Annotated in this window: 24 protein-coding genes and 1 tRNA gene; 17 read left to right on the top strand and 8 right to left on the bottom strand. The window is 69.6% G+C overall.

Features of this window, described 5'->3' with window-relative positions:
- Positions 1–170: 170 nt before the first annotated feature.
- Positions 171–1,181, bottom strand: a complete 1,011-nt coding sequence (locus BQ8420_RS13365; protein WP_087098913.1) for an MBL fold metallo-hydrolase — start codon at positions 1,179–1,181, stop codon at positions 171–173.
- Positions 1,182–1,537: 356 nt separating this feature from the next.
- On the opposite strand from BQ8420_RS13365, the gene BQ8420_RS13360 reads away from it, so the two are divergent.
- On the top strand, positions 1,538–2,170 hold the full coding sequence (locus BQ8420_RS13360; RefSeq protein ID WP_087098911.1) for a TetR family transcriptional regulator: 633 nt from the start codon (positions 1,538–1,540) through the stop codon (positions 2,168–2,170).
- 13 nt (positions 2,171–2,183) lie between these two features.
- On the opposite strand, the gene BQ8420_RS13355 is transcribed toward BQ8420_RS13360, so the two are convergent.
- Together BQ8420_RS13355 and nadA are read right to left on the bottom strand one after the other, a co-directional pair.
- Positions 2,184–3,560: a hypothetical protein gene (locus BQ8420_RS13355; RefSeq protein ID WP_087098909.1), complete on the bottom strand. Its 1,377-nt coding sequence runs from the start codon at positions 3,558–3,560 to the stop codon at positions 2,184–2,186.
- A 122-nt stretch (positions 3,561–3,682) separates the two neighbouring features.
- The gene (gene nadA / locus BQ8420_RS13350; protein ID WP_087098907.1) at positions 3,683–4,681 is read right to left on the bottom strand and encodes a quinolinate synthase NadA; all 999 of its coding nucleotides are present in this window, start codon (positions 4,679–4,681) and stop codon (positions 3,683–3,685) included.
- A 165-nt stretch (positions 4,682–4,846) separates the two neighbouring features.
- On the opposite strand from nadA, the gene BQ8420_RS13345 reads away from it, so the two are divergent.
- The 6 genes from BQ8420_RS13345 to BQ8420_RS13320 all read left to right on the top strand — a co-directional run bounded on the left by BQ8420_RS13345 (position 4,847) and on the right by BQ8420_RS13320 (position 9,880).
- Positions 4,847–5,521 carry an NUDIX domain-containing protein gene (locus BQ8420_RS13345; RefSeq protein WP_200815922.1) on the top strand — a complete coding sequence of 225 codons (675 nt, stop codon included), beginning with the start codon at positions 4,847–4,849 and terminating at the stop codon, positions 5,519–5,521.
- 27 nt (positions 5,522–5,548) lie between these two features.
- Complete coding sequence (locus BQ8420_RS13340; RefSeq protein WP_235006159.1) at positions 5,549–6,226, top strand: HAD family hydrolase; 678 nt, start codon at positions 5,549–5,551, stop codon at positions 6,224–6,226.
- A gap of 149 nt (positions 6,227–6,375) precedes the next feature.
- Positions 6,376–7,491 carry an ABC transporter ATP-binding protein gene (locus BQ8420_RS13335; protein ID WP_087098900.1) on the top strand — a complete coding sequence of 372 codons (1,116 nt, stop codon included), beginning with the start codon at positions 6,376–6,378 and terminating at the stop codon, positions 7,489–7,491.
- Positions 7,488–8,276, top strand: a complete 789-nt coding sequence (locus BQ8420_RS13330) for an ABC transporter permease (RefSeq protein ID WP_087098897.1) — start codon at positions 7,488–7,490, stop codon at positions 8,274–8,276. The genes BQ8420_RS13335 and BQ8420_RS13330 overlap by 4 nt, the downstream gene beginning before the upstream one ends.
- Positions 8,273–8,953: an ABC transporter permease gene (locus tag BQ8420_RS13325; RefSeq protein ID WP_087098895.1), complete on the top strand. Its 681-nt coding sequence runs from the start codon at positions 8,273–8,275 to the stop codon at positions 8,951–8,953. Before BQ8420_RS13330 ends, BQ8420_RS13325 begins: the two co-directional genes overlap by 4 nt.
- Before the next feature lie 21 nt (positions 8,954–8,974).
- Positions 8,975–9,880 carry an ABC transporter substrate-binding protein gene (locus tag BQ8420_RS13320; RefSeq protein WP_087098894.1) on the top strand — a complete coding sequence of 302 codons (906 nt, stop codon included), beginning with the start codon at positions 8,975–8,977 and terminating at the stop codon, positions 9,878–9,880.
- A 6-nt stretch (positions 9,881–9,886) separates the two neighbouring features.
- Here the strand turns inward: BQ8420_RS13320 and BQ8420_RS13315 are convergent, their stop codons facing one another.
- A complete protein-coding gene (locus BQ8420_RS13315; RefSeq protein WP_087098891.1) occupies positions 9,887–10,882 on the bottom strand; it encodes a LacI family DNA-binding transcriptional regulator in 996 nt (331 codons plus the stop codon).
- Positions 10,883–11,038: 156 nt separating this feature from the next.
- Between BQ8420_RS13315 and BQ8420_RS13310 the strand changes: the two genes are divergently transcribed.
- Genes BQ8420_RS13310 through BQ8420_RS13290 form a run of 5 tightly spaced genes read left to right on the top strand, consistent with a single transcriptional unit; the run spans position 11,039 to position 16,713 of the window.
- On the top strand, positions 11,039–11,602 hold the full coding sequence (locus BQ8420_RS13310) for a TRAP transporter small permease (protein WP_087098889.1): 564 nt from the start codon (positions 11,039–11,041) through the stop codon (positions 11,600–11,602).
- Positions 11,599–12,873, top strand: coding sequence for a TRAP transporter large permease (locus BQ8420_RS13305; RefSeq protein ID WP_087098887.1), 1,275 nt, complete (start codon positions 11,599–11,601; stop codon positions 12,871–12,873). Before BQ8420_RS13310 ends, BQ8420_RS13305 begins: the two co-directional genes overlap by 4 nt.
- 29 nt (positions 12,874–12,902) lie before the next feature.
- Positions 12,903–13,898, top strand: coding sequence for a DctP family TRAP transporter solute-binding subunit (locus BQ8420_RS13300; protein WP_087098886.1), 996 nt, complete (start codon positions 12,903–12,905; stop codon positions 13,896–13,898).
- A 44-nt stretch (positions 13,899–13,942) separates the two neighbouring features.
- On the top strand, positions 13,943–15,805 hold the full coding sequence (locus BQ8420_RS13295; RefSeq protein WP_087098884.1) for a bifunctional sugar phosphate isomerase/epimerase/4-hydroxyphenylpyruvate dioxygenase family protein: 1,863 nt from the start codon (positions 13,943–13,945) through the stop codon (positions 15,803–15,805).
- Positions 15,806–15,837: 32 nt separating this feature from the next.
- Complete coding sequence (locus tag BQ8420_RS13290) at positions 15,838–16,713, top strand: shikimate dehydrogenase (RefSeq protein WP_087098938.1); 876 nt, start codon at positions 15,838–15,840, stop codon at positions 16,711–16,713.
- 52 nt (positions 16,714–16,765) lie between these two features.
- Here BQ8420_RS13290 and BQ8420_RS13285 read toward each other — a convergent pair whose 3' ends face one another.
- Positions 16,766–17,233, bottom strand: a complete 468-nt coding sequence (locus BQ8420_RS13285) for a flavin reductase family protein (protein WP_200815923.1) — start codon at positions 17,231–17,233, stop codon at positions 16,766–16,768.
- 29 nt (positions 17,234–17,262) lie between these two features.
- The gene (locus tag BQ8420_RS13280) at positions 17,263–18,984 is read right to left on the bottom strand and encodes a S49 family peptidase (RefSeq protein ID WP_087098880.1); all 1,722 of its coding nucleotides are present in this window, start codon (positions 18,982–18,984) and stop codon (positions 17,263–17,265) included.
- 126 nt (positions 18,985–19,110) lie between these two features.
- Between BQ8420_RS13280 and BQ8420_RS13275 the strand changes: the two genes are divergently transcribed.
- The 4 genes from BQ8420_RS13275 (at position 19,111) to BQ8420_RS13260 (ending at position 24,126) form a co-directional block, all read left to right on the top strand.
- Positions 19,111–19,794 carry a hypothetical protein gene (locus tag BQ8420_RS13275; RefSeq protein WP_087098878.1) on the top strand — a complete coding sequence of 228 codons (684 nt, stop codon included), beginning with the start codon at positions 19,111–19,113 and terminating at the stop codon, positions 19,792–19,794.
- Positions 19,795–19,955: 161 nt separating this feature from the next.
- A complete protein-coding gene (locus tag BQ8420_RS13270; RefSeq protein WP_087098876.1) occupies positions 19,956–21,266 on the top strand; it encodes a pitrilysin family protein in 1,311 nt (436 codons plus the stop codon).
- 41 nt (positions 21,267–21,307) lie between these two features.
- Positions 21,308–22,654, top strand: a complete 1,347-nt coding sequence (locus BQ8420_RS13265) for a pitrilysin family protein (RefSeq protein ID WP_087098874.1) — start codon at positions 21,308–21,310, stop codon at positions 22,652–22,654.
- A 338-nt stretch (positions 22,655–22,992) separates the two neighbouring features.
- The gene (locus BQ8420_RS13260) at positions 22,993–24,126 is read left to right on the top strand and encodes a serine/threonine-protein kinase (protein WP_087098872.1); all 1,134 of its coding nucleotides are present in this window, start codon (positions 22,993–22,995) and stop codon (positions 24,124–24,126) included.
- 59 nt (positions 24,127–24,185) lie between these two features.
- On the opposite strand, the gene BQ8420_RS13255 is transcribed toward BQ8420_RS13260, so the two are convergent.
- Together BQ8420_RS13255 and bcp are read right to left on the bottom strand one after the other, a co-directional pair.
- Positions 24,186–24,259: transfer RNA gene (locus tag BQ8420_RS13255), tRNA-Leu, on the bottom strand.
- A gap of 92 nt (positions 24,260–24,351) precedes the next feature.
- The gene (gene bcp / locus BQ8420_RS13250) at positions 24,352–24,834 is read right to left on the bottom strand and encodes a thioredoxin-dependent thiol peroxidase (RefSeq protein ID WP_087098870.1); all 483 of its coding nucleotides are present in this window, start codon (positions 24,832–24,834) and stop codon (positions 24,352–24,354) included.
- A gap of 341 nt (positions 24,835–25,175) precedes the next feature.
- Between bcp and BQ8420_RS13245 the strand changes: the two genes are divergently transcribed.
- Positions 25,176–26,273 carry a CDP-alcohol phosphatidyltransferase family protein gene (locus tag BQ8420_RS13245; RefSeq protein WP_087098869.1) on the top strand — a complete coding sequence of 366 codons (1,098 nt, stop codon included), beginning with the start codon at positions 25,176–25,178 and terminating at the stop codon, positions 26,271–26,273.
- The last annotated feature ends 2 nt before the right edge of the window (positions 26,274–26,275 follow it).

Genomic DNA, 26,275 nt, shown 5'->3' with positions numbered 1-26,275 from the left:
TCGTTGGGTCGCGTGCCCGGCAGCCGCCGTTCGCCTTCGGGCCGGTCGCGGGTCTCGCCCGTCGGATGGTCGCCGTCGGGTCTGTGTGGGCGCACCCATATGTTACTCGCGAGTTCACTCAGGGTCGGCGCCGGGCTTCGGCTAGAGGGATCCTATTCCCGGTGGTCGGTTCAGGTGATGGTGGCCCACCGGGGCAGCTCCATCGAACCGTCCCGTTCGACCAGACCACGCTCCTCCAGGGTGCGTAGATGGGCGGCCGTCTCGGAAGTGGCCATGTGTCGGGCCGAGACGCGCATGTCTTCCCAAGAGCGGCGCCATTCCAGGCCGGAGGTGAGTTCCCACAGGGTGGTGGGGCCCTTGCGGAGAAGGTCCGCCATCCGCGCCAGGCGCTCCTCGTGGTGGTCGATGATGGCCCGGGTCCGCTCGGGCAATCCGGTGAAGCGCTGCTCGTGTGAGGGAAGGCATAGCAGGCGTTCGGCGTCGGGCAGGCGTCCGGTGCGCGCCTGGGACGACAGGAAGTCGCCGAGCGGGTCGCCCTTGGTGGAGTCGAGGGGGAACTGGCCCACGTGCGGGGTGATGCGGGGCAGGACGTGGTCGCCGGTGAACAACAGGTCCCGATCGGCCAGGTGCAGGCACAGGTGGCCGGGGGTGTGTCCGGGGGTCCACACGGCGCGCAGGGCCACCCCGGGGATGTCGAGCGGTTCACCGTCGCCGAGGGTCCGGTCGGGGATGGCGGGGGATCGGAAGACCGTGGGGGAGGCCCGGAAGGCGTCCACGTCCTCGGCGGGGAACCCGGCGCGGGTCATCTGCGCGACCATCGAGGCGGCGCGCTCTTCCGGGGCCTGTCCGGCCAGGTTCTCCAGGATGGCGATGTCCCGGGGGTGCATGGCGATCCACGCGTCGGAGGCCTCGCGCAGGCGGCCGGTCAGGCCGGAGTGGTCCGGGTGGAAGTGGGTGACGACGGCGCCCTGGACCTCGTCGACGCCGTGGCCGGTCCGGGCCAGGCCCTCGACCAGCGCGGTCCAGGAGTCGTCGTGGTTCCAACCGGTGTCGATGAGGACGGGGCCGCCGGTGGCGGAGAGGACGTAGACGTAAGTGAAGCCGATCGGGTTGTGGGGGACGGGTACGGGGATGCTCCACAACCCCTCGCCCAGGTCTTCGACCGGGGGAACCTCGCGCATTGTGGGCACGGCCTTTCCGCTGGAAACCGAATCTGGTTCGATTCTAGGGAAGGGGATCCCGGGGCCTTCGGGCGGAGTGCCGACAAAGTCGGGCGATTGTGGTCCAGCCGATAGGTGTTCGACGAAGTAGAACATATTCTACCTTGGTGGGCGATCGACCCGAAAATCTCCGTCATGATCTCGTATTGCCTCTGTCACGTCGGGCGATGAGGTGTGGATCTTGGGTTCGAACGGCTGCCTACGAGGGAAAGCGTTAGATAACGTGTTCTCATGACGGTCGGCGGTGTCTCGCCGGCCTTGAGGCGGCTCTCGGTCACCGCGTTCGTGGTGGATCGATGATGAAGGGGAGAGACCCAGTGGCGGTGCAGGCACCGATCGGAACGATGACGCGGAACCAGACACAGCGTCGCCGGCGTATCGTCCAGACCGCGGCCGCCCTGGCGGTGCGCGGCGGCGTCGAGGCGATGCAGATGCGCTCGGTGGCCGAGCGCGCCGGGGTCGCCCTCGGCACCCTCTACCGCTATTTCCCCTCGAAGATGGACCTCGTCGTGGCCGTGGTCACCGAGGAACTCGACCTGTTGGAGGGCGGCATCGTCCGCCGCCCACCCATCTCGGACACCGCCGCCGGTCGTGCCGTCGACGTGCTGCTGCGCGCCACCCGCGGACTCATGCGCGAGCCGGAGCTGGCCGACGCGCTGGTGCGTTCGCTGATCATGGCCGAGGTCAAGATGGAGCTGGACGTGCGCATCACCGACCTGGTGTGGCGGGTTGCCACCGGAAACCTCGTCGCCGCCCGTCCCGCCGACACCGTGGAGGAGACCACCTCCGTGGACGAGGTGGACCGTGAGGGCACCGAGTACGTCCTGGCCGGTTCGCTGACCAGCGTGTGGATCTTCGAGCTGGTGGAGGTGCTCAAGGGTCGGCGCGACCTGGAAGAGGTCGAGCAGCGGCTGCACGTGACCGCCGAACGCCTCCTCGTCTCCTTCTGATCCCGCCCACGGGTCACTTCTCGCCGAAGAGCAGCCCGAACAGCCCTCCCAAAAGACCGCCGGAGCCGTCGCCGGGCTCCTCGCCCCCGGGTTCCTCATCGGGGGCTTCGTCGTCCTCGGGCGGCGGGGCCGTGTCGTCCTCGTCCTCCGGGGCCTCGGGCGGACCTGGTTGCGGATCGGGTTCCTGCCCCGGGCCGTCTTCGGGCCCCTGCCCGTCCTCGGGGGCGACGGGGGAGTCCGGTTCGGTCGACCGCGGCGCCGTGCCCGTGCTGGTCTCCGGGTCGGGGGACGTGGGAGCGGCCTCGACCTCGGGGGAGGGGTCGACGCCGGGTTTGTTCTCGGAGGCGGTGGAGACCGTCTCCGTCTTGGAACCGTCGTGGCCGCGTCCGGTCTCGGCGGGGCCGGCGTCGATCGTCATCGGGGGAGCGCCCGCCATCCCGGCCCACCACCACAATCCCAGGGCGACCGCCACGGTGGCCAGGCCGGAGACGGCCGGCAGCGACCAGCGCCTCCGCTCCGGCAGGGCCTCGGAGGCGGGGTCGTGGTCGGGGGCGGGCAGTGGTGCGCGTGTGTCCTCGTGGAGCGGTTGGTCCTGGGTGGTGATCCGGTCGCCCGGCAGGGGGCGCGGCGTGGTGGGAGGCATCGGGACCAGGGCCTCGTCCGGCTCTTCCTCCTCGATGGGAACGCCGCCGGCGGCGCGGGCGCGGTGCGCCGGGTAGCCGTCCTCGGTGAGCGGGTGCATGGCCGCGGAGATCCGCTTGCGCTCCTCGGCGGCCTCGGGCGCCAGACAGGTGTGCACGACACGTTCGCGCAGGCCGGGCGGGGCGCCGGGCGGACGTAGGAGGGACAGGGCGGAGGAGACCTGTTGGACCTGGTTCCGCCAGGAGGGGGTCTCGCCCGACTCGGGCGGCCGGTTCAGGCCCTCCGCGGCGCGACGGATCGCGGAACGGGAGAGTTCGCCGCAGATCCGCGATTCGAGCCCCAGCACCCGGGCCACCGCGGAGGCGGGCATCGCGTGGCGCAGATTCAGTTCGACGAGTTCGCGGTGGCTGGCGGGCAGCCGGGAGAACATGTGCGCCACCGGGGTCTCGGCGGGCATGGTGGCCAGTCGCGTGTAGGGGCAGGTGTGCGCGAAGCCGCGGCGCTGACAGGCCGCCCGCACCAGGGCGTAGAGCCAGGGACCGCGGTCGGCCGGGTCGCGGAGCTTCTTTTCGAGGAGCACTCCGGCGACGAGCCCCTCGTGGACGGCTTCGGTGACCGGGTCCTCCGGATCGCCCGGGGCGCCACCACCGAGCAGGGACCACGCGTACCGGTAGAGCGCCTGCGCGTAGGCGTCGTGGAGCGCCTCGACCGGGCCTGCCGCTTCGTCTCTTTCGTTACCTCTGATCACGATTCTCCCCCCGCTGTCTGTGGTGACGCTAGCGAGGGGAGGACCGTGGCGTGCGGGAATCGATCAGCTGTGTCCTGAAGGTGAGGCTTCTGTTACCCGGCCTGAACGGGGCGGGTGTGTTCTCATTCCCCGCCGCGCGAGGGCTGACCGATCGCGACCATGCGTTCCACCGAACGGCGGGCGCGCTCGGAGGTCTCGGCGTCGACCGTGATCTCGGTGGTGCCGTGGCGCAGCGAGTTCAGCAGCTTGTCCGAGTCGATCATCTTCATGTAATGGCACTCCGCGCGGGAGTTCACCGCCTCGAACGTCGTGTTCGAGTTGGCGTTGCGCAGCTGGTGCAGCATGCCGGTCTCGGTGGCGATCAGGACCTTCGAGGCGGTGGTGTTCTCCGCGGCGGTGAGCATGCCGCCGGTGGAGAGGACCTTGACCCGGTCCTCGGGGACTGCGCCGCTGCCGACCAGGTAGAGGGCGGAGGTCGCGCAGCCGCACTCGGGGTGCACGTACACCTCGGCGTCGGGCTCGGCCGCCACGCGCTCGCGCAGGGTGTGGCCGTCGATGCCGGCGTGCACGTGGCATTCGCCCATCCACACGTGGATGTTGTCGCGACCGGTGACCCGCTTGACGTGGGCACCCAGGAACTGGTCGGGGAGGAAGAGGATCTCCCGGTCCTCCGGGATGGACCGGATGACGTCGGCGGCGTTGGAGGAGGTGCAGCAGATGTCGGTCTCGGCCTTGACCGCGGCCGTGGTGTTGACGTAGGCGACCACGACCGCTCCGGAGTGCTGGGCCTTCCAGTTCCGCACGTCCTCGGCGTTGATGGTGTCGGCCAGCGAGCAGCCCGCGTTGGGGTCGGGCAGCAGGATGGTCTTCTCCGGCGCGAGGATCTTGGCGGTCTCGGCCATGAAGTGCACACCGCAGAACACGATGGTGCTCGCGTCGACGCTCGCCGCCAGACGGGACAGGGCCAGAGAGTCACCGGTGTGGTGGGCCACGTCCTGGATTTCCGGGCGCTGGTAGTTGTGCGCGAGGATGACGGCGTCGCGCTCCTCCGCCAGGCGGTGGACCTCGGCGGCCCATTCCTGCCTGGTCATGGTGTCCGCCGTCTCGGTGACCGTTGCCATGTCCTACTACTTCCTTGAGGCTGTGGGCTCGGCGTACGGGTGCCGTGCCGTGGGAGGGCGTTGCGGATACCAGGTTTTTGTCTGGCAGGCACAAACCTGGTGCAGCTTAACATGGCAGGGAACGGAAGGGACAGGGTGGATATCCCGGAGGTAAACGGACAGGCCATGCTCTCGGCGCACGAGGCACTGGCGGTCGTCCTTCAGATTCGTGCGGGTGAACTGTGCGTCCTGCTGTGGCGGCGGGCCCTACCGCCCTGTGAGGGGGAGTGGGCACTGCCCGGAGGCAGACTCGGCACCGAGGAGGACCTGGGCGCCTCGATCCGCCGCCAACTGGCCCAGAAGGTCGACGTTCGCGACCTGAGCCATCTCGAACAGCTGGAGACGCGCAGCGAACCCGGACGAGACCCGCAACGGCGGACTCTGGCCACCGCCTACCTGGGGCTGGTCCCCGCGCACATCGACCCGGTCGTGCCCGACGACACCGGCTGGCACCCGACCGTCGACCTACCTGCGATCGCCTTCGACCACGCTTCGATCGTGCGTTCGGGGCGCCGGCGTCTGCGCTCCAAGCTCAGCTACACCAACGTCGGTTTCGCGCTGGCGCCGCCCGAGTTCACCATGTCGGAATTGTCCGGCTACTACCGCGCGGCCCTCGGCCACGACGTGGCCGCGACCAACCTGCGTCGGGTGCTGCTGCGCCGCGGGCAGATCGAGGAGACGGGGCATTCGGTGCCCTCGGGACGCTCCGGTGGACGCCCGGCCGCGTTGTTCCGGTTCCGAGCCCGTGAGATGGAGGTCACCGACGCCTTCGCTGTTCTGCGCCCGCCCGGCCAGGCGTAGTTCCCGTCCTGGGTAGACTCGCTGATCGTGACAATTCGTACTGTGGTCTTCGACGTCGGCGAGACGCTGATCGACGAGACGCGCATCTTCGCGCGCTGGGCGGACCGCTTCGGGATCCCGCACATGGCGTTCTTCGGCACCATCGGTGGTGTGATCGCCTCCGGGGGCACTCTCACGGACGGTTTCCGCCTCCTCGTCCCCGGGTTCGACCTGGCGGCCGAGAGCGCACGCTGGCGTGAGGAGGAACCCGGGGGCGAGCGCGAGCACTTCGCCGAGAGCGACCTGTACCCGGACGTGCGGTCGGCCTTCGACACCATGCGTGCGGCCGGGCTGAACCTGGTCATCGCGGGGAACCAGCCCGTCGAGGCCGGTGCCGCGCTGGCGGCGATGGGCCTGCCCGTGGCCGGCATCGGCATCTCCGACGCCTGGGGCGTGGCCAAGCCCCGCCCCGAGTTCTTCGAACGCACCCTGGAGCTGGTGCGCGAGAGCACCCCCGACATCGAGCCGCGAGAGATCCTCTACGTCGGCGACAGGGTCGACAACGACGTCCTGCCCGCGCTGGCCGCCGGTATGACCGCGGCCCTGCTGCGTCGGGGCATCTACGGCTACCGGCACGCGGCCGCCCCGGAGGCGCGGCGTGCCGACGTGATCGCCGACGACCTCCACCAGATCGCCGACTGGGCCGCCGCCCGGAACACCGGCTGACCACCAGGCCAGGAGTGCGATTCGGTCACGGGCCGCGTCGCGACGGTTTGTCCCCAGTGTGCTCGGGTAACGTCGCTACGGTCTCGGGCCGGCTGCCCGACCCCTGTCCCCGCGCCGGTCGGCATCGCCCCGCCCCCGAAGGAGAGCCCATGATCACGTTCGAGGGCGCCGCCAAGATCTATCCCGACGGCACCGTCGCCGTCGACGAGCTGGACCTGACCGTCGAGACCGGGCGGACCACGGTCTTCGTCGGTCCCTCCGGCAGCGGCAAGACCACCTCGCTGCGGATGATCAACCGCATGGTCGAACCCACGCGCGGAACCATCCGCGTCGACGGAGTGGACATCCGTGAACAGGACCCCGCCCGGCTGCGCCGTTCCATCGGTTACGTCATCCAACAGGCCGGGCTCTTTCCGCACCGCACCATCGTGGACAACATCGCCACCGTCCCCCTGCTGTTGGGATGGCGTCGCGCCAAGGCCAAGGCCAGGGCGATCGAACTCATGGAACTGGTCGGGCTCGAACCGTCCCAGGCCAAGCGTTACCCCCACCAGCTCTCCGGCGGCCAACAGCAAAGGGTCGGGGTCGCTCGGGCGCTGGCCGCCGACCCGCCGGTACTGCTCATGGACGAACCCTTCAGCGCGGTCGACCCGGTGGTGCGCGCCGGCCTTCAGGAGGAGCTGCTGCGACTCCAGCGGGAACTGCGCAAGACGATCGTCTTCGTCACCCACGACATCGACGAGGCCGTGCGTCTGGGCGACCGGATCGCCGTCTTCCGCCCCGGTGGGAGGCTCGCCCAGTACGACACCCCCGAGCGGCTGCTCGCCGAACCGGTCGACGATTTCGTCGAGTCGTTCGTCGGCTACGACCGCGGGGTGCGTCGCCTGTCCTTCTTCCCCGCCAGCGGTCTCTCACTGCGCCAGGACGTGGTCTTCGACACCGAGGACCGGGTCGAACGGGCACGCGACGCCGTGGCCTCCGGTAGGGAGCCCTGGGCGTTGGTGGTGAACGAGGGGCGCGTGCCCCTGGGTTGGGTGAGCGCGCGACAGCTCGCGGAGTCCCCGGCCGGGATCACCCTCGGGACGTTGGAGCTGGCGCCCTACGGCCACATCTTCAATGTCGCCACCGACTCCCTGCGCGCCGCCCTGGACGCCGCGGTCCTCTCCCCGGCCGGACGCGCGGTAGGCGTGGACCCCGACGGGGCCGTCCTCGGGGTGGTCTCCCAGGACGACCTGGGCACCGCGATCTGGTCGGTGAGCGAATGATCGACGCCTGGGAGTGGGCGACCGGGATCGTCGACTGGGCGGTCGGCGACTGGAGCCATCCGGGCGAACCGGACCGCGGCATCCTGGCCCGGTTGGTGGAGCACATGCGCCTGTCGTACGTGTCCATCCTCATCGGCCTGGTCATCGCGTTGCCGCTGGGCGTGGCCTGTGTGCGCTGGAGTCCGGTCTACCCTCCGGTGCTCACCGGGGTGAACGTCCTGTACGCGGTGCCCTCCATCGCCCTGTTCTTCCTGATGCTGCCCTACACCGGGTTCAGCGACTGGACGGCGATCATCCCGCTGGCGCTCTACACCCTGGTGATCCTGCTGCCCAACGTGGTGGACGGGCTCCGCCAGGTCCCCGAACACGTGCGCCAGGCCGCCGTCGCCATGGGTTTCGGGCCGATGCGTCGTCTGGTGTTCGTGGAGCTGCCGGTGGCGGTCCCGGTGATCATCGCCGGTTTGCGGGTGGCCTCGGTGGCCACCATCAGCATGGTCAGCGTCGCCTCCCTGGTGGGTCTGGGCGGCCTGGGACAGCTGATCGTCAGTGAGGGTTTCCGCCGCCGGTTCGACGACCCCATCGTCGTCGGCATCGTTCTCACCGTCGTGCTCGCACTGGTCACCGACGCGCTCTTGGTCATCGCACAGCGGTTGCTCACCCCGTGGGCGCACGCCGGCAAGGGGCTTCTCGCCCGCAAACGGGCGGCCCGCGCCGAGGCGACGGCCGTCGCCGGCGACGCCGCGGTCACCTCCGGCACCGTTTCCGACCACCGGGAGTCGCCGTGAACGTCCTGACCCTGTTGGTCGAGTGGTTCAGCGACCCCGCCCAGTGGACCGGGTCCGCCGGGATCCCCGTACGACTCGGCGAACACGTCTACTACTCGCTGCTCGGGCTGCTGCTGTCCACCGTCATCGCCGTCCCGGTGGGGCTGTTCACGGGACACACCGGCGTCGGCGGGTTCCTCACCACCAGCCTCGCCAACTTCGCCCGCGCCCTGCCCACCATCGGCGTGCTGTTCCTCATCGTGCTGTTGGCCGGGATCGGCCTGGTCCCGGTGGTGTGCGCGCTGGTCGCCCTCGCCGTCCCGCCCATCCTCGTCAACACCCACGAGGGGGTACGGGGCGTGGATCCCCGGTTGAAGGACGCCGCCGTGGGCATGGGCATGCGCGGTCGCGAGGTCCTGTTCAAACTCGAAGTGCCGGTGGCGACCCCGCTCATCCTCCTGGGGATGCGCACCGCCGCCGTGCAGGTCGTCGCCACGGCCACCATCGCCGCCTACGTGGGCGTGGGCGGTCTGGGCCGCTACATCGTGGACGGGCAGGCCCGCCAGGACCTGCCCATGTTGCTGGGCGGATCCGTCCTGGTGGTGGGACTGGCCGTGGTCACCACCCTCCTGTTCGCCGGAATGCGGCGTCTTCTCGTCGCCCCGGGGCTGCGCGCCGAGGCCGCCGCCACACGCTGATCCCAAGAGAGGCACCTGTACATGAGCAAGAAAATCGCCCTGGCCGGGCTCCCCCTGGTCCTGCTCCTGAGCGCCTGCGGTGGCAGCGACCCCTTCGAGGAAGGTGGTGACGCCGAGGGTGGCGAGAACGGTGACTCCATCGTCATCGGTTCCGCGGACTTCCCCGAGAGCACCCTGCTCGCCGAGGTCTACGGGCGTGCCCTGGAGGCCGAGGGCGTCCCCGTGGACTATCAGCTCAACATCGGCAGCCGCGAGGTGTACTACGACCAGATCGAGGCGGGAGCGCTGTCGCTCTTCCCCGAGTACAACGGCGCGATCCTGGCCTACCTGGACGACGAGGCGCCCAGCGCCGACTCCGAGGAGACCAACGCCCTCTTGGAAGAGGCACTGCCCGACGGCCTGGAGGTCCTGGCCTCCTCCGAGGCCGAGAACAAGGACTCGGTGACCGTCACCCGGGAGGTCGCGGACGAGCACGACCTGGCCTCCCTCACCGACCTCGCCGCCGTGGCGGACGAGTTGGTGCTGGGCGGGCCGCCGGAGTTCGAGACCCGACAGCAGGGGGTCATGGGGCTGGAGTCGGTGTACGGAGTGGAGTTCGGCGAGTTCCGTTCGCTGGAGGTCGCTCTGCTCACGCAGGCGCTCTCGGACGACGACATCCAGGCCGCCAACCTGTTCACCACCGACCCGCAGATCGTGGAGGAGGGGTTCGTGGCCCTGGAGGACCCCGAGAACCTCTTCGGCGCGCAGAACATCACCCCGCTGATCAACTCCGAGCAGGTCGACGACACCGCCCGGGGGATCATCGACGGTGTGTCGAACAGCCTCACCACCGAGGAGCTGACCGAGCTCAACAAGCGGATCGTCGTCGACAACGAGAGCGCCGCCGATGTCGCCCAGGAGTGGCTGGAGGAGCAGGGCCTGGCCTGAGCCTCTTCACCCCGGGGCCGGTCCCGTGGAGCCGCGTACCACCAGGTGCGCGGGCAGTACCACCTGTCGGGGCGGGGTGCCCGGCCGGGTGACCCGCTCCAACAGCAGTTCCACCGCCATGCGGCCCGCCTCCTCGTGCGGTCCCGCCAGGGTGGTGAGCGCCGGCACGCACAGATCGGCGCCGAAGATGTCGTCGTAGCCCACCACGCTGCGTTCGCGCGGCACGTCCAGGCCCCGTTCGGCCAGCCGTCGCAGCACCCCGATGGCGAGCAGGTCGTTGTGCGCGACCAACGCGGTCGCCCCGTCCACCAAGGCAGCGTCGGCGGCGGCCGCCCCGCTCTCCATCCTGGGTGAGAACGGGCCCAAGCGGGTGGCGCGCAGCCCACGCCGGCTCGCCATCACGCTCAGCGCCCGCCACCGTTCGGCCGCGTGCCAGGACTCCTTGGGGCCGCTGAGATAGACCAGGGACCGGTGCCCGAGCGAGGCCAGGTGTTCCACGATCTGTCGGCTCCCGGACCCGTCGTCCACGGTCGCGCTGGGCAGCCCCTCGATCCGCCGGTTGACCAGGGCCAGGTTGTGCTCTCGGGCCAGTTCCACGGTGGTCCGCTCGCTCATCCGTCCCGCCGCCAGCACGAAACCGTCCACCGAGAGTTCCAGGCGTTCGATCTGCCGGCGTTCGTTGTCGCCGGACTCCTCGGTGTTGCTGAGGATGAAGGTCAGCCCCGAGGCGTTGGCCCGCCGTTCCGCGCCCCGGATGGTGCCGAAGAAGTGCGGGTTGGTGATGTCGGGGACCAACAGCGCGACGGTGGCGGTACGCCCCGACTGCAACGCGCTGGCCAGGGGATTGGGCCGGTAACCGAGTCGTTCGGCGACGGCCAGGACGTGCTCGCGGGTGGCGCTGTTGACCCGCCTCGGGTTGCTGAAGGAGCGGGAGACCGTGGAGGCGGCCACACCGGCCTCCGCGGCGACGTCGTAGACGGTACTGCGCTTGGCGGGACTCATGTCCCCCTTTGTAGGGCCGATGGCAACTTTTGGCAATCGCTTGCCATTCCTCTCGATGCAAACCTAGAGTTCACGAAAACGAAATGAGACCCCGGTCACTCAGGGGCCTGACCTGTGCTGATGTGACCCTTCGACATTGGGACTGGAGCCTTCCGGATGACCGACCCCCTCAGGAACAACGGAGGCGAGCCACCCCACTCGCGTCCGGCGACGATCCGGTGGCTGGAGGCCCTCGAGCTGCTCGTCGGCGGCCTCCTGCTCCTCATGATCTTCGTGTTGATGCTCGTCCAGGCGTCCCAACGCCACCTGCCGATGGACGGCTGGGTGTGGGTCGGCGAACTCGCCCGCTTCGGGCTGGTGTGGCTGGCCTTCTCCCTGGCCGGATACCTGGTGGGTCGCGACGACCACATCACCCTCAAGCTCGTCGACTTCGTCGCCAAGGGGTGGGTGATGCGCGCGGTGTGGATCCTGGCCAACCTCGTCGTGGCCGCCACCTGCGCCTTCTTCGCCTTCGGCGCCGCCGACCAGGTCTTCGGGCCCTCGCCCCAGACCACACCGGTCCTCGAAATCCCGCTGACCTGGACGTACGTCATCCCGATGGTCGGACTGGCTCTGGCCGCGCTGCGCGCCCTGCTCAACGCGGTCCTCCTCCCCGGCCCGCCCGAACCCGAAGTGCCCCCGACCGCACCCGCCGACACCCCCGAGGAGCCCACCCGATGAGCGCCGGACTCGTCATCCTGGGGATCGTCGTGCTGCTGGCGGTGCGCGTGCCGATCGCCTTCGCCATCCTCGCGCCCTGCCTGGTGTACATGGCCTCCACCGGACAGTCCAGTGGGCTGGCCCTGCGCACCGCGGCACAGGAGATCAACAGCTTCCCCCTGCTCGCCATCCCCTTGTTCATCATGGTCGGCGTCGCCGCCAACCACACCGGCATCGCCGACCGCATCTTCGCCTTCGCCCAGGTCCTCCTGGGCCGGGTGCGCGCCGGACTCGGCTACGTCAACATCGGTGTCAGCGTCGGGTTCTCCTGGGTCAGCGGCACCGCGCTCGCCGACGTCGCCGGCATGGGCAAGATGCAGGTGCCCGCGATGACCGATCGCGGCTACCCGCGCCGCTTCGCCCTCGGACTCACCGCGGCCTCCAGCCTGATCAGCCCGATCATGCCGCCCAGCATCCCGGCGATCGTCTACGCCTCGGTGGCGGCGGTCTCCACCGCGGCGCTGTTCGCGGCCGCGGTCGTGCCCGCCTTCCTCGTGGCGGCGGGGCTGGCCCTCGCCGTCTACCTGTGGGGGCGCAAACGCCCCGAACTGGTGGGGGAGAAACCCACTTTCGCCGAGGCGCGCACCGCCACCCTGAGGGTCATCGGGCCGCTCGGCGCCCCGGTGATCCTGCTCGGCGGCATCCTGGGCGGCTTCTTCACCCCGACCGAGGCCGCCGCCGTCGGTGCCGCCTACGTGCTGGCCCTCGGCTTCCTCTACCGACGGCTCAACCTGCGCTCGCTGTGGCGGATCATCGTGGAGACCGCCACGACCACCGCTTCGATCGCGATCGTCCTGGCGGCGTCGGGCCTGCTCGGCTGGGTCCTGGCGCGCGAACGCGTCCCACAGGACATCGCGTCCTTCCTCCTGGACCTCACCGAGAACCCGATCGTCTTCCTCGTCCTGGTCAACGTGGTGCTCATCCTCATCGGCACCGTGCTGGAACCCATCGCCGCCCTGATGATCACCGTGCCCGTGCTGCTGCCCATCGCCGTGCAGTTCGGCGTGGACCCCGTCCACTTCGGGGTGATCGTCATCGTCAACCTCATGATCGGCCTGCTCACACCACCGATCGGCGGGGTCCTGTTCGTCCTGGGCTCGGCCACCCGCACCCCGATGCACGAGGTCTTCCGCGGCACCGGGCCGTTCCTCATCCCGCTGCTGGTGGTGCTGGGCCTGCTCACCGTCGCCCCCGACCTCGTCCTGTTCCTGCCCAGGTACCTGGGCCTTTGACCCCGCACACCGAAACCAGGGAGAACCCCATGCGACACCCCCACCGCTGGACGGTCCTCGTTCCCGTCCTCGCCCTCGGTCTGACCGCCTGTGGCGGCTCCGACGGTTCCGACGCCGACGTCACCCTGTCCTTCGCCAACAGCTACACGAACGACCACCCCCACACCCGCTGCGGTATCGACATGGTCGCCGAACGCGTCGAGGAGGCCGGGGTCGGGCTCGCCGTCGACACCTTTCCCAACAGCCAGCTCGGTGACAACACCGAGACGTTCGCGTCCGTGATGTCGGGCGACATCGACATGGACGTGCAGGGTTCGGCCGCGCTCGGCTCGGCCCACGACCCCATCGGCATTCTGGACGCCGCCTACGCCTTCGACGACGTCGACCAGATGTTCGACTACTTCGACTCCGAGGAGTCCACCGCGCTCAAGAGCGACTTCGAGGAGGCCACCGGGGTGAAGATCCTCGACGTCTGGTACTTCGGCGACCGCCACTTCACCGCCAACCAGCCGATCCGTACCCCCGACGACCTCGATGGATTGAGGATGCGCTTCCCCGACTCCCCGATCTACCTGGCCAACGCCGAGGCCATGGGGGCCACGCCCACCACCGTCGCGTTCGAGGAGGTCTACCTCGCCCTGCAACAGGGCACCGCGGACGGCCAGGAGAACCCGATCCCCACCGTGTCCGCGGACAGCTTCGACGAGGTCCAGAGCCACATCAGCCTCTCCAGTCACCAGGTGGGCTCCCAGATGATCGTCGTCTCGGGTGAGAGCTGGGAGGGGCTCGACGAGTCCCAGCAGGACGCCCTGCAAACGTCGGTCAGTGAGGTCCGTGAGGAGAACCGCGCCTGCGTCGAGGAGGCCGAGGCCGAGATCGTCCAGGACTGGGCCGCCAACGGCACCATCGAGGTCGTCGAGGACGTGGACGTCGACGCCTTCCGTGAGCAGGTCCGCGCCTACTTCGCCGACCACCTCGACGCCGAGCAGCACGAGCTCTACGAGTCCCTGCACGCCGGTTCCTGACACGCGCGGCCCGTACACGAGCACGAGAAGGAAGGCAGGCGCCCATGAGGCGTTCCATCGCCACGGTGTCGTTGAGCGGAACCCTGGAGGAGAAGCTCAAGGCCGCCGCCGACGCCGGGTTCGACGGCGTCGAGATCTTCGAGAACGACCTGATCGCCTCGCCGCTGCGGCCACGCGAGGTCCGGGACCTGGCGGCGTCGCTCGGCCTGGGGATCGATCTGTACCAACCGTTCCGGGACTTCGAGGGGGTGGAGGACGGCCGCGTCGAGGCGAACCTGCGCCGCGCCGAGGCCAAGTTCGCCCTCATGGTGGAGCTGGGCGCGGACACCATCCTGGTCTGCTCCAACGCCTCACCGGACGCCGTGGACGACGACGCCAGGTCCGCCGCCCAGCTGCGGCTGCTGGCCGAGACCGCCGAACGCTACGGCGTCCGGGTCGCCTACGAGGCGCTGGCCTGGGGTGGGGCGGTGAACCGGTACGCGCATTCCTGGCGGATCGTGGAGATGGCCGACCACCCCTCCCTGGGGGTGTGCCTGGACAGCTTCCACATCCTGTCCCGGGACGACGACCCGTCGGGGATCCGCGACATCCCCGGGGAGAAGATCTTCTTCCTCCAGCTCGCGGACGCCCCACGCATGGCCATGGACGTGCTCCAGTGGAGCAGGCACTACCGGTGCTTCCCCGGTCAGGGCGGGTTCGACCTGACCGGGTTCACCGACCACGTCCTGGCCGCCGGGTACACCGGCCCGCTGTCCTTGGAGGTCTTCAACGACGTGTTCCGCGCCTCGGACGCGCGGCGCACCGCGGCCGACGCCATGCGTTCGCTGTCGCTGTTGGAGGACTCGCTGGGCCGTGACCCCGAGGGTCCGCGTCCGAAGGTGGAACCGCGCCGGCTTCCCGAACCCGTACGCCCCTCCGGGTACGCGTTCGTGGAGGTCGCCGCCGGGGCCGCGTCGGCGGGGCGGGTACGAACGATCCTGTCGGCGTTGGGTTTCGCGCACACCCACGACCACCGTTCCAAACCCGTCCAGCTGTGGCGCCACGGCGACGCGCGCGTCCTGCTCAACTCCACCGATCCCCGGTTGGGGCACACCTGGAGCGGGCCCGCGTCCGTGACCGCGTTGGGTGTGGCTGTCCCCGATCCGGAGGGGGCGGTGGAGCGGGCCGGTCGGCTGCTCGCCCCGGCGCTGCCCCGCCGCCGTGACCCGGCGGAGTCGGAGCTGCGCGCGGTCGCCGCGCCGGACGGCACCGCGGTGTTCTTCTGCGCCGAGGGGGAGGGCGGCCCGGACTGGACCGCGGACTTCTCGGCGCCCGCGGTCCACGACCGTGTCGAGGAGGCGGCTCCCGGGGCGGCCCACATCGACCACGTCGGCCTGTTCCAGCCGTTCGATCACTTCGACGAGGCCTCGCTGTTCTACCGTTCCCTGTTCGGGCTGACCCCCGACGAGAACGTCGAGATGGCCGGGCCCGACGGGTTGGTGCGCAGTCGCGCCTTGGCCGGCCGGGGCACGGGGCCGCGCGTGGTCCTCAACGTGTCGGTCTTGGGAAGGGGGGCCGAGGGTGACGCCGAAGGGGGAGCCCAGCACGTGGCCCTCTCCTGCGAGGACGTCTTCGCCGCGGCCGAGGCCATGCGCGCCACCGGCGTGGAGCCCCTACCGATCCCCGACAACTACTACGACGACCTCGCCTGCCGCACCGACCTGCGTCCCGACACGCTCGAACGCATGCGGGAGAACGGTGTCCTGTACGACCGGGACGACGACGGCGAGTTCTGGCACTTCTACACCGCCACCGTCGACGGACGCCTCTTCTTCGAGGTGGTCCAGCGGATCGGCGGATACGACGGGTACGGGTCCGCCAACAGTGCCGTGCGCATGGCCGCGCAACGGTCGGAGGTCGGGTGCTGACACGGGTGGACGAGCGGGGGACGGAGACGAAGGTGAGCGACCACGCGCGGGAACGGTCCTTCCTGGCCGGGTTGATCGGGGCGGGGATCGGGCCTTCGCTCACCCCGCCCATGCACGAACGGGAGGCCGCGCGGCTGGGGCGCCGTCTGGTCTATCGGACCATCGACATCGACCGGTTGCGGCTGGCCCCGGAGTCGGTGGGCGAACTGGTGGAGTCGGCGCGGCGGTTGGGTTTCGACGGGCTCAACGTCACCCACCCGTGCAAGCGGCTGGTGATGCCCTTCCTGGACGGTCTCTCCGAGGAGGCCGCGGCCCTGGGCGCGGTGAACACCGTGGTCTTCGGGCCGGAGGGGGCCGTCGGACACAACACCGACTGGTCGGGGTTCGCCACGGCGCTGCGGCGCGGGCTTCCCGGCGCCGTCAAGGAACGCGTCGTCCTCCTCGGGGCGGGCGGTGCCGGCGCGGCCGTGGCCTACGCCCTGCTGAGGGCCGGCACCCGGCGACTGACGGTGGTGGACACGTCGGCGGAGCAGGCGACCGCCCTGGTCGAACGGTTGTCCGGGGTGTTCCCCGAAGCAGAGGTTCGGACGGCGGAACCGGGGGACCCGCGGCTCGGGCCGACCGAGGCCGACGGGTTGGTCCACGCCACCCCCACCGGGATGGCCGACCACCCCGGACTGCCGTTGGATCCGGAGCTGTTGCATCCCGGGCTGTGGGTGGCCGACGTGGTCTATCGGCCGTTGCGCACCGCGCTGTTGGCGGCCGCCGCCGAACGCGGCTGCGCGACCCTGGACGGCGGTGGGATGGCGGTCCACCAGGCCGGTGACGCCTTCGCGCTGATCACCGGGCTCACCCCGGACCCCGAGCACCTGACCGACCACTTCCGGGCCCTGGTCGCCGCGGAATGAAAGAACGATGGGCGGGGCCGACCGGCCCCGCCCACCGTCCTGGGTTTCGGCCCTAGGGCTCCACGGAGTGGTAGCGGCCGGCCCAGCGCACCATCGCGGTGCCGGGATGGTCCGAGCCCACCTTCGGCAGGCCCACCACGTCGGCGAAGAACACCGTGTGGTCGCCGACCTCCACCTTCTGACGCACCGAGCACTCCAGGGCGGACAGGGCCTCGTCCAACACGATCGCCCGGGTGCGCTCGCCCCGGTGGTGTGGTTGCCCCGACACCAGCAGGCGGGCACTGGGGCGGCCCTCGGCGGAGAACCGACCGGCCAGGGCGCGCTGATCGGCGGAGAGCACGCTCACCGCGAACGCGCCCACCTCCTCGACGACCTCGGCGACGTACCCCTCGGAGTCCACGCTCAACATGACCACCGGGGGGTCCACCGATACCGACACCAGGGCGCTCACGGTCGCCCCGATGTCGTCACGCCCGTCCGCGATGGTCACCACCGTCACGCCGGTCGGCAACATCGCCATGGCGCCCAGGTAGTCGCCACCGTCCACACTCAACGGATCTCCCACGTCCCGGGCATGCTCAGCGGGCCGGCGGTGGGCAGACCGAGACGGGCCGCCACGTGTTCGAGTGGGCCCCAGGCGCTCAGGACCGTCTGGGGCTCCGTGGCCATGTCCTCGCTGGACTCGTGCGGGCGCAACCGGTCCAGCGGGTGGGTGCGCGGGAACGAACGCACCGGCAGCGCGCCGGCTCCGGCCTTGTCCCTGGCCAGCCGCACCGCTGTCTCCACACCGCCCAGCTCGTCGACCAGACCGCGCTCCTTGGCGTCGGCGCCGGTCCAGATCCGGCCCTTGGCGACCTCGTGGGTCTCGTCCCAGGTCTTTCCCCGGGCGGCGGCCACCTTGGTGACGAAGTCGTCGTAGATGGTGTCCAGCAGGGTGTTGATCCGCTCCCACTCGGACTCGCTGAAGCCCTTCTCGGAGGTGAACATCGCGGCGTGGGCACCCTGACGCACCGAGTCCGAGGTGATGCCGAAACGCTCCTGGAGGGCGCCCAACACCGGCTTACCGGTGAGCACGCCGATGGAACCGGTGATGGTGGCGGGCTGGGCGACGATCGCGTCCGACCCCAAAGCCACGTAGTAGCCGCCGGAACCGGCGACCTCGCCCATCGTCGTGATGACCGGCTTGCCGGCCTCGCGGGTCAGTTGGCTCTCGCGACGGATCAGGTCCGAGGCGATGGCCGAACCGCCCCCGCTGTCCACGCGGAACACCACGGCCTTGACCCGGGGGTCCTGCCTGGCGGCCCGAAAGGCCGCGCAGACGGTGTCCGCACCCATCGAGGCGCCGCCCAGCGGGGAGCGGCGGCTCTTGCCCAGGGTGATGCCGCCGGAGGCGGAGATCAGCGCGATGTGCTCGTCGCCGTCGACGAATTTGGGCTTGGGCGGCGTGACGTGCCCGCGGTGGTAGCGCACGACGAACCGGAGCGCGGGTTCGGGCGACTTCTCCTCCTCGCTCCGGACCTCCTTCATCAGGTCGTCGTAGACCTCGTCCCGGTAGGCGAGCCGGTCCACCAAGCCGGCCTCCAAGGCCTCCTCGGCCAGGATCGGGGCGGTGTCGATGAGCTCGCGCACCCGCTTCGCGGTGATGCCGCGGGTCTCGGCGACCGCGTCGACGATCTGGTCGTTCATGGACTCCACGATCCGACCGAACGCCTCACGGTGCGGGCCGGTGTACCCGGTCTGGGTGTAGGAGTTGATGGCGTTCTTGTACTCGTGGCGGGCACCGGCCTCGAATTTCACGTCGAGTTTGTCCAGGGCGCCCTTGTAGAACATGGTCCGCATCATCAGGCCGTTCAGCCCCACCAGGCCGGTGGGGGAGACGGCGATCCGGGTGAAGGCGGTCGCCAGGTAGTAGGGGAGGTTGCCGTCACCGGCCTCACCGAAGGTGTCCGCCCAGGCCACCGCGGGCTTGCCGGTGGATCGGAAGTCGGCGACGGTGTCGCGCAGCTCCTGCACCTTGGCCGGACCCAGGGACCGCGCGTCCACCCGAACGATGAGGGCGGCCACCTCCGGATCACGGGCGCCCCGACGGATACCCTCCAGTACCTCCAGGTACTGCTGTTTGCGTCGATTCATGATCTGGCTCAGGGGGTCGCCCGGCGATTCGTCGACCATCCCTTCCGTCAGATCCAGCTCCAGCACCAGCGGACGCTGGGGTCGCGGGCCGAAACGATTGAGGGACAAGGGCTCAGTGATCTTCGCGAGGTCCACCATGGGCCCAGGGTAGTCGCGACGGTTCCGCTGTGCGTCGGGCCTGTGGATAGCGCTAGGGTCGACTGTGCTCCGAGCCGGCGAGGACCCCCACGGCGGTGGAGACGATAGAGAAGGGCGGGACGGGCCATGGCGAGCGCGAAGGACCAGGTGCGGCGGCGTGTGCGAAGAGGCGGCCGAGCCGCCGCGATCGCTGCGGTGGCCCTGTTGACCCTCGGCGCCTGCGGCTCCGGGGAATCCACGGAGGCCGAACTGGAGCGCGGCGAGAGCGGCATGATGCCCGCGATCGATCCGCCCGGTCCGGAGGGTTTCGAGAACGTCGAGGTCGCCGGGGTGAAGATCGAGGCCCCCGACGACTGGGAGGTCCAGAACGAGGGCGGTCAGGTGTGCCTGACCCCGCCCGGACAGAGCTCCTGCGCCTACGGTTCGGTCCTGCTGGTCCCCAATCAGGCCGCCGATCATCCCCAGAGTTGGCCCAAGAAGGACGAGTCCTTCCACGACGACGACGGCTGGGCCGACAACACCGACGGCTGCCGCAGCCTCAACACCGCCGGTTCGGGCAACATCGGAGTGGACGAGGCGACCCTCGTCAACGGCACCGGAAACGTCTTCGAGCACGCCGACGCCCTCAAGTCCCACCACTCGATCTGGAACGTCACCTGCGCCAACGGCGACCAGTTCGAGGTGCGCATGTGGTTCCTGCCCGAGAGCGACGTGATGCTGTACGTGTGGTCCGTCGACGCCCAGCACGACGCCCTCTACGACGAGATCGCCGCGTCGATGGACACCACCGACTACCGCGCGAACTCCTGAGGTCCCTCGTGTCACGCCCGTCTCGGTATCGGCCGGCGGGACCGGCGAAAACCCCTACGGATTGCCCGAACCTCGTGTCCTGACAGTGCCCTGAGGCCATAGGCTCGTGTTCGGTGAAGCAGTCAAAGCAACTTGATGGGGTGCATGCGCAGGTGACCACCATGGGAACGTCCGGGCGGGTCGAGCAGTACACGCTGGACAACGGTTTGCGTCTTGTGACAGCGCCGGCCTCCACCGGTCAGGTCGCCGCGGTGAACCTCTGGTACGGAGTGGGTTCGCGCCACGAGGTGCCCGGGCGCACCGGATTCGCCCACCTGTTCGAGCACTTGATGTTCCAGGGGACCGGAAACACCGACAAGGGCGACCACTTCGACGCGGTCGAGCGGCTCGGCGGCGACATCAACGCCTCCACCTCCACCGACCGCACCAACTACTTCGAGACGGTCCCCACCCACGCCCTGGACCTCATCCTGTGGCTGGAGTCCGACCGTCTGGCCACCCTGCGCGAGGGCATGACCCAGGAGGTCCTGGACAACCAGCGCGACGTGGTCAAGAACGAGCGCCGCCAGCGGTACGAGAACCAGCCCTACGGCACGGCCCTGGAGCGCATCCTGCGCCTGGCCTACCCGGAGGGGCACCCCTACCATCATCCGACCATCGGCTCCATGGCCGACCTGGACGCCGCGGACCTGGCCTACGTCAAGTCCTTCCACAAGCTGCACTATGGCCCGGACAACTGCGTCCTGACCATCGTCAGCGACCTGGAGACCGACGACGTCCTGGCCCGGGTGGAGAAGTTCTTCGGCCACATCCCGGCCCGCGAGGAGACCCCCGAGGTCCCCGACTCCACCCTGACCACCGGCCTGGGCGGCCCGGTGCGCGACGCGGTCACCGAGACCGTCCCCGCCGCCGGCGTCTTCATCGGCTACCGGGTGCCCTCCTACGGCGAACGCGAGCACGACGCCGCGCAGCTGGCCGCCGCCGTCCTGGGGCAGGGCCAGGGCAGCCGCCTGTACCGTTCACTGGTCGTGGACCGCCCCATCGCCGCCGACGACGGCGGTGGCGCCGCGGACATCCTGCCGTTCCGCTACACCGACAGCCTGCTGCTGGTGAACATGCTCGCCCGCGAGAACGTCGAGGGCGACGTGCTGGAGAAGGCCATCCGCGAGGAGATCGCCAAGCTCGCCGACGGCGTCACCGACGCGGAACTCGACCGCGCCCGCGCCGTCCTGGAACGCGAGCACCTGCACCACATCGCCGGCCCCTCCGGGCTCGCCGACACCATCGGCAGCTGCACGCAGCTGTTCGACGACCCCGAGCTCGCCTTCACCTGGCCCCAGCGCTGGGCCGACATCACCGCCGAAGAGGTCCGTGCCGCCGCCGCGCGGCTACTGGTCGACGAGAACATGCTGGTCGTGCGGTTCGATCCCGAAACCGGGGCCGACGCCGACGCCGACGCCTCCCGTTCGTGACCGCAGGCCCCGTCGTTCCCAGCCACAGAAAGAGCCGCAGCATGCAGCAGACCCGCCCGGACCTCGGTGCCGCCGCGTCCTACACGTTCCCCGAACCCCAGCGCATCCGTGTCGGCAACGGCACGGTCGTCGCCGTCGACCTGCCCGGCCAGAAGCTGGCCTCGCTCCGCCTCATCCACCCGTCGGGCGGCGCGGTCGAGCCCCTCGACGCCATGGGTGTCGGCGCTCTGACCAGCGAGGTCCTCGAAGACGGCCCCGACGGCAACAGCTCGCTGGCCCCCGCTCTGGAGCGCTACGGCGCGGAGTGGATCTCCCGCGTCAACTGGGACGGTTTCATCACCGGCCTGGACGCGCCGACCAACCGCCTCGGCGAGGCCGTGCGCCTGTTCACCGACGCGGTGCGCCGCCCCGCGCTGAACCCCGACGACATCGTCCGACGCCGTGAACAGCTCCTGGAGCGCTTCTGGCTGGAGGCGGCCTCCGCCTCCACCCTGGCCATGCGCAGCCTCGGCGGGCAGTTGTTCAGCGGTCGCTACGCCACCCCGTTGGCGGGTGGCCCGGTCAAGCTCGCCGACATCACCCCCGAGCGGGTGGCCGCCTTCCACGCCGAGTCCCTCGCCTCGGTCGCCGGTACCCTCGTGGTCGTCGGTGACCTGGCCGGGGTCGACCTGGAGGAGCTGGGACGCGGCGTCTTCGGTGACGCCGCCGCCACCCCCGAGCGACAGATCACCGAGCCCGCGCCGCCGCCCGGCGAGCTGCCCCGAGTGCTCATCGTGGACCGTCCCGGGTCGGTGCAGTCCGCCCTGGTCATCGCGCACCGCGCCCCCTCCCGTTCGCAGGTGGACCTGCCGCGCGTGGAGGGCATCAGCGAGGTCCTGGGCGGTATGTTCACCTCCCGCCTCAACATGGAACTGCGCGAGCGTCTGGGTTACACCTATGGCGCGGGCAGCCGCTTCGACCTGCGTCGCGACAGCGGTGTGTTCTTCATGAGCACCCAGGTGGAGGCGAGCACCACGGCGCACTCGGTCACTTCCTCCTTCGAGCAGATGAACAAGCTGCGCGAGGACGGGGTCACCGAGGACGAGCTGGCCACGGTCCGCGAGTCCAACACGGTGGGGCTCCCGGTCGCCTTCTCCACGGCCCGCGCGGTCGCCGGCGCCCTGGTGGACATCGTCGTGCACGACCTGCCCGACGACCACGTCGACCGGGTCCGGTCCGGCTACGAGAAGCTCACCGCGCAGGACCTGAACAGTGCCGCGGTCGATCACCTTCACCCCGAGGAGTCGGTCGTGGTGGTGGTCGGTGACGCCGACAGCCTCCGCGAGCCCCTCACCAAGACCGGAATCGGTCCGGTCGAGGTGCGTTCCCCGGAGTCCCTCTGGAGCTGATCTCTGTGGGTTTCGTGCACGCGCAACGGCGCGTGCACGAAACCCACGTCCGAGTCAAGGGTTCGCAAGGGAGATTCTCCCCACGGCATGTGTCGTCCCAGCTCGGACATAACGAAACCGAACCTATGTGTCACTCATCGGTTAACCGTAGGCGTGCTACCCGCGTCATACTGGTATAACGAGTGTTCCGTGCACCTACGTGGTGACAGCGACCGCAATGCTCCGCAGGAGGCCACCATGGCCAGTGAATGGACCCGTGGATAACCGTGTCCTCCCTAGAAAACCCCCACACACAGCGGCCAGAGACGTCGCTCGATTCCGCGCGTCCGGACACGGCGGTGGCTGAGCCCGCCGGCCGGCTTCTCAAGGGTCGCTACCAACTGACCTCGGAGATCGCCCGGGGCGGTGTGGGCACCGTCTGGCGTGCCACCGACCTCGTCATCAAACGTGAGGTCGCGGTCAAGGAACTGCGCCTGCCCGCGGACCTGAGCCGTTCCGAGCGCGAAACCCTGTTGCAGCGCACCACCCGCGAGGCGCGGGTGGCCGGACGTCTCACCCACCCCAGTCTGGTCACCGTCCTGGACGTGGTGGACGAGGACGAGCGGCCGTGGATCGTCATGGAGCTGGTCGAGGCCTCCACCCTGGAGGAGATCATCCAGGTCGGCGGACCCCTGCCCTACCAGCGGGTCGCCGAGATCGGCCTCCAGCTCATCGACGCCCTGCAGGTGGCGCACGGCGAGGGCATCGTCCACCGTGACGTCAAGCCGGAGAACGTGATGATCAGCGCCGCCGGTCGGGTGGTGCTCACCGACTTCGGGCTGGCCGCCTGGAACGGTGAGTCCGCGCTGAGCTCCTCCGGTCGCATCATCGGCTCGCCCGCCTACATTCCGCCGGAGCGGGCCAAAGCCGGTCCCGTGGGGCCCGAGTCGGACCTGTGGTCGCTGGGCGCCGCGCTGTACGCCGCGGTCGAGGGGTATCCGCCCTACGACCGCAAGGGCTACATCAAGATCCTGCGCCAGGAGCCCCTGCACGAGCCCAAGGTGGCCGCCAACGCCGGGCCACTGGCTCCGGTGCTGGCCGGTCTGCTCAAGGTGGAGCCTTCCGAGCGGCTGACCGCGGAGAACGCCACCAAGATGTTGCGGATCGCCGCTCTCGCGCCTTGGTCGCCGGAGGACCCGGAGAAGAGCACGACGGCCGGCGAGGAGGGGGAGAGCCCCGAGGAGCGCGAGTCGGCCCGTGAGCACTTCCGAGCGGGTGCGAAGGTGCTGGCCGAGTCCATCAGCGAGCGGCTGCACAACAGCCCCGAGGCGATGAACTCGATCATGATGTCGATCCGCGAGTCCACGGACAGTATGGGACTGACCAGCCCGGGCAAGCACGCGGAGAAGAGCCGACTTCCGGTGGTCGCCGGTGTGGGGCTGGGCGTGCTCGCCCTGCTCGCCCTGATGATGTGGGCTCTGCTAGGCCTGTGAAACGACGGAACGACCCGGCGAGTGCGTTCACGCACGAGCAGGGTCGTTCTCGAGTGGAGTGGGGCCGGCGGGATTCGAACCCGCACTGTACAGCACCTAAAGCTGCCGTCTCCTGCCGTTGGACTACGGCCCCGACGGAGTAACTCTACCGGGATCGGTGGGGTGCGCGGGAAACCGGGGTCACCGGTCGTCCGATCCCGTGGTGACCGGACGACCGATGCGGGGTCACACCCCCAGTTCGCGCTTGATCCGGTCGACGTGGCCGGTGGCCTTCACGTTGTAGAAGGCCTTCTGCACCTTGCCGTCGGTGCCGACGATGAAGGTGGACCGGATGACGCCCTGGACGACACGGCCGTAGTTCTTCTTCTCACCGAAGGCACCGTAGGCGCTCAGGGTGTCCTTCCCGGGGTCGCCGAGCAGGGTGAAGGTCAGGCTCTCCTTCTCCCGGAACCGCGCCAACTTCTCGGGCTCGTCGGGGGAGACCCCCAGGACGGTGAAGCCCGCGTCGGCGAACTCGGCGACGTTGTCCCGGAAGTCACAGGCCTCGGTGGTGCACCCGGGGGTCATCGCGGCCGGGTAGAAGTACAACACGACGCTCTTGCCGGTGTCGGCCAGGACCTTGCTCAGGGTGACGGACTCGCCGTCGGCGTCGCTGAGGGTGAAGTCGGGGGCCTGGTCTCCGGGCTCCAGACGGATGGTCTCGCTCACGTGGTGTCTTCCTTCCGCTGCTGGTGGGCCGGGCATACCCGGCCCGTGTTCTGCACGCCTCACAGTACGAGATGTCGAAGTCGGCACGGGGTGCGGGTGGGTGGCCGCATCAGTGGCGGTGGTCGCGGGTGGCGTGCGTGCTTCGGTTGCGATTCCGGTTCGGTTCATCCGCATTGGGGGTGGCCGACGCTCTCATCACCTATTGTTGACCGAACGCTCTCGGTTGGCCGGTTCTGGACCTCATGCCGTAGCGTGCGCGGGTCGCCGGTGACCCGACGGCATGTCCGGTATCGCAGCTGGGCCGGAGCACATCCATTTCTCTTTGGGAGTAGTTCGCGCCGATGTCCGGTTTCACACTCGACGAGGTCAGGACCCGCACCCTCAAGGAGCGCGATTCCTGGTGGACCGTGTACCTGGTGGACCCGATCGCGGTCCGGATGGTCCGTTCACTCGCCAACCGCACCGCCATCACCCCGAACCAGTTGACGGTGGTCGCGCTCTTCCTCGGGCTGGGCGCCGCCGTGTGCTTCGCGTTCGGGTACTGGCCGCTGCTCATTCTGGGCGCGGTGCTGTACTACGTCTGCTTCCTCGTGGACTGTGTCGACGGCAAGCTGGCCCGGCTCACCGACACGGAGACGATCTTCGGCGCCTGGATGGACTACGTGTCCGACCGGTTCCGGGTGTTGGTGTGCGTGGTCGCGCTCATGGGCGGCCAGTACCGGGAGACCGGGCACGTGGTGTTCGTCTGGTTGGCGCTGGCCGTGGTCTTCCTGGACATGCTGCGCTACCTGAACGCGTTGCAGGTGTACAAGGTGCGGCGGGAGATGCGTTCGCACCTGGCCGCGGCGTTGGAGCGCGCCCGGGCCGCCCTGTCGATGTTGGAGCCGGAGGGCGACGACACGGGTGAGGCGACCGGTCGCGGTGGCCGCACGATGAGCGACGGCGGCGAGCAGGCGGTTCTGCGGCACGGTATCGGCGTGTTGGAACAGATCCTGCGCAGCCAGAACGAGCGTGAGGCCCGCAACCAGCGCACGGCCGGCAAACAGCCGGACCTGACTCTTCCCAAGGTCGATCTGCACCAGGAGTTCCGGACCCGTTTCCCCTGGTATCAACGGTTCTGGGCGGCCTTGAACGCGCGTCGCATCCGCACCCACCTGGTGGGCGGCATCGAGTTCCAGGTGGCCGTCTTCGTGGTGGCGCCGGTGGCCACGGTTCTGTTCGGCCCGCCCGTGATCGGCTGGATCACCGCCTTTGTGGGTGTTTTGCTACTCGCCTTCGAGATCGCCATCATCTATAAACTGTGGTTGTCCACACGGGACTTCTTCCGTGTGGTCGACGGAATCGATGGCGCGCTGAGATTCTCCGGTCCGTCCGACGGCGCGGAGGAGCAGGGCCGGGACACCGGCTCGGACTCGGGCTCTCAGACAATCGCGCGCTAGTG

The organism is Nocardiopsis sp. JB363 (assembly GCF_900143625.1).
In the GTDB taxonomy this organism is placed as follows: Bacteria; Actinomycetota; Actinomycetes; order Streptosporangiales; family Streptosporangiaceae; genus Nocardiopsis.
This window is presented reverse-complemented; position numbering and strand designations above follow the sequence as displayed.

Excerpts from the sequence above, each read along its gene's own strand:
- BQ8420_RS13365 (WP_087098913.1), bottom strand. The coding sequence starts at position 1,181 with ATGCGCGAGGTTCCCCCGGTCGAAGACCTGGGCGAGGGGTTGTGGAGC.
- nadA (WP_087098907.1), bottom strand. The coding sequence starts at position 4,681 with ATGGCAACGGTCACCGAGACGGCGGACACCATGACCAGGCAGGAATGG.
- BQ8420_RS13345 (WP_200815922.1), top strand. The coding sequence starts at position 4,847 with ATGCTCTCGGCGCACGAGGCACTGGCGGTCGTCCTTCAGATTCGTGCG.
- BQ8420_RS13335 (WP_087098900.1), top strand. The coding sequence starts at position 6,376 with ATGATCACGTTCGAGGGCGCCGCCAAGATCTATCCCGACGGCACCGTC.
- BQ8420_RS13330 (WP_087098897.1), top strand. The coding sequence starts at position 7,488 with ATGATCGACGCCTGGGAGTGGGCGACCGGGATCGTCGACTGGGCGGTC.
- BQ8420_RS13320 (WP_087098894.1), top strand. The coding sequence starts at position 8,975 with ATGAGCAAGAAAATCGCCCTGGCCGGGCTCCCCCTGGTCCTGCTCCTG.
- BQ8420_RS13315 (WP_087098891.1), bottom strand. The coding sequence starts at position 10,882 with ATGAGTCCCGCCAAGCGCAGTACCGTCTACGACGTCGCCGCGGAGGCC.
- BQ8420_RS13310 (WP_087098889.1), top strand. The coding sequence starts at position 11,039 with ATGACCGACCCCCTCAGGAACAACGGAGGCGAGCCACCCCACTCGCGT.
- BQ8420_RS13305 (WP_087098887.1), top strand. The coding sequence starts at position 11,599 with ATGAGCGCCGGACTCGTCATCCTGGGGATCGTCGTGCTGCTGGCGGTG.
- BQ8420_RS13300 (WP_087098886.1), top strand. The coding sequence starts at position 12,903 with ATGCGACACCCCCACCGCTGGACGGTCCTCGTTCCCGTCCTCGCCCTC.
- BQ8420_RS13295 (WP_087098884.1), top strand. The coding sequence starts at position 13,943 with ATGAGGCGTTCCATCGCCACGGTGTCGTTGAGCGGAACCCTGGAGGAG.
- BQ8420_RS13285 (WP_200815923.1), bottom strand. The coding sequence starts at position 17,233 with ATGGCGATGTTGCCGACCGGCGTGACGGTGGTGACCATCGCGGACGGG.
- BQ8420_RS13280 (WP_087098880.1), bottom strand. The coding sequence starts at position 18,984 with ATGGTGGACCTCGCGAAGATCACTGAGCCCTTGTCCCTCAATCGTTTC.
- BQ8420_RS13275 (WP_087098878.1), top strand. The coding sequence starts at position 19,111 with ATGGCGAGCGCGAAGGACCAGGTGCGGCGGCGTGTGCGAAGAGGCGGC.
- BQ8420_RS13270 (WP_087098876.1), top strand. The coding sequence starts at position 19,956 with ATGGGAACGTCCGGGCGGGTCGAGCAGTACACGCTGGACAACGGTTTG.
- BQ8420_RS13265 (WP_087098874.1), top strand. The coding sequence starts at position 21,308 with ATGCAGCAGACCCGCCCGGACCTCGGTGCCGCCGCGTCCTACACGTTC.
- BQ8420_RS13245 (WP_087098869.1), top strand. The coding sequence starts at position 25,176 with ATGTCCGGTTTCACACTCGACGAGGTCAGGACCCGCACCCTCAAGGAG.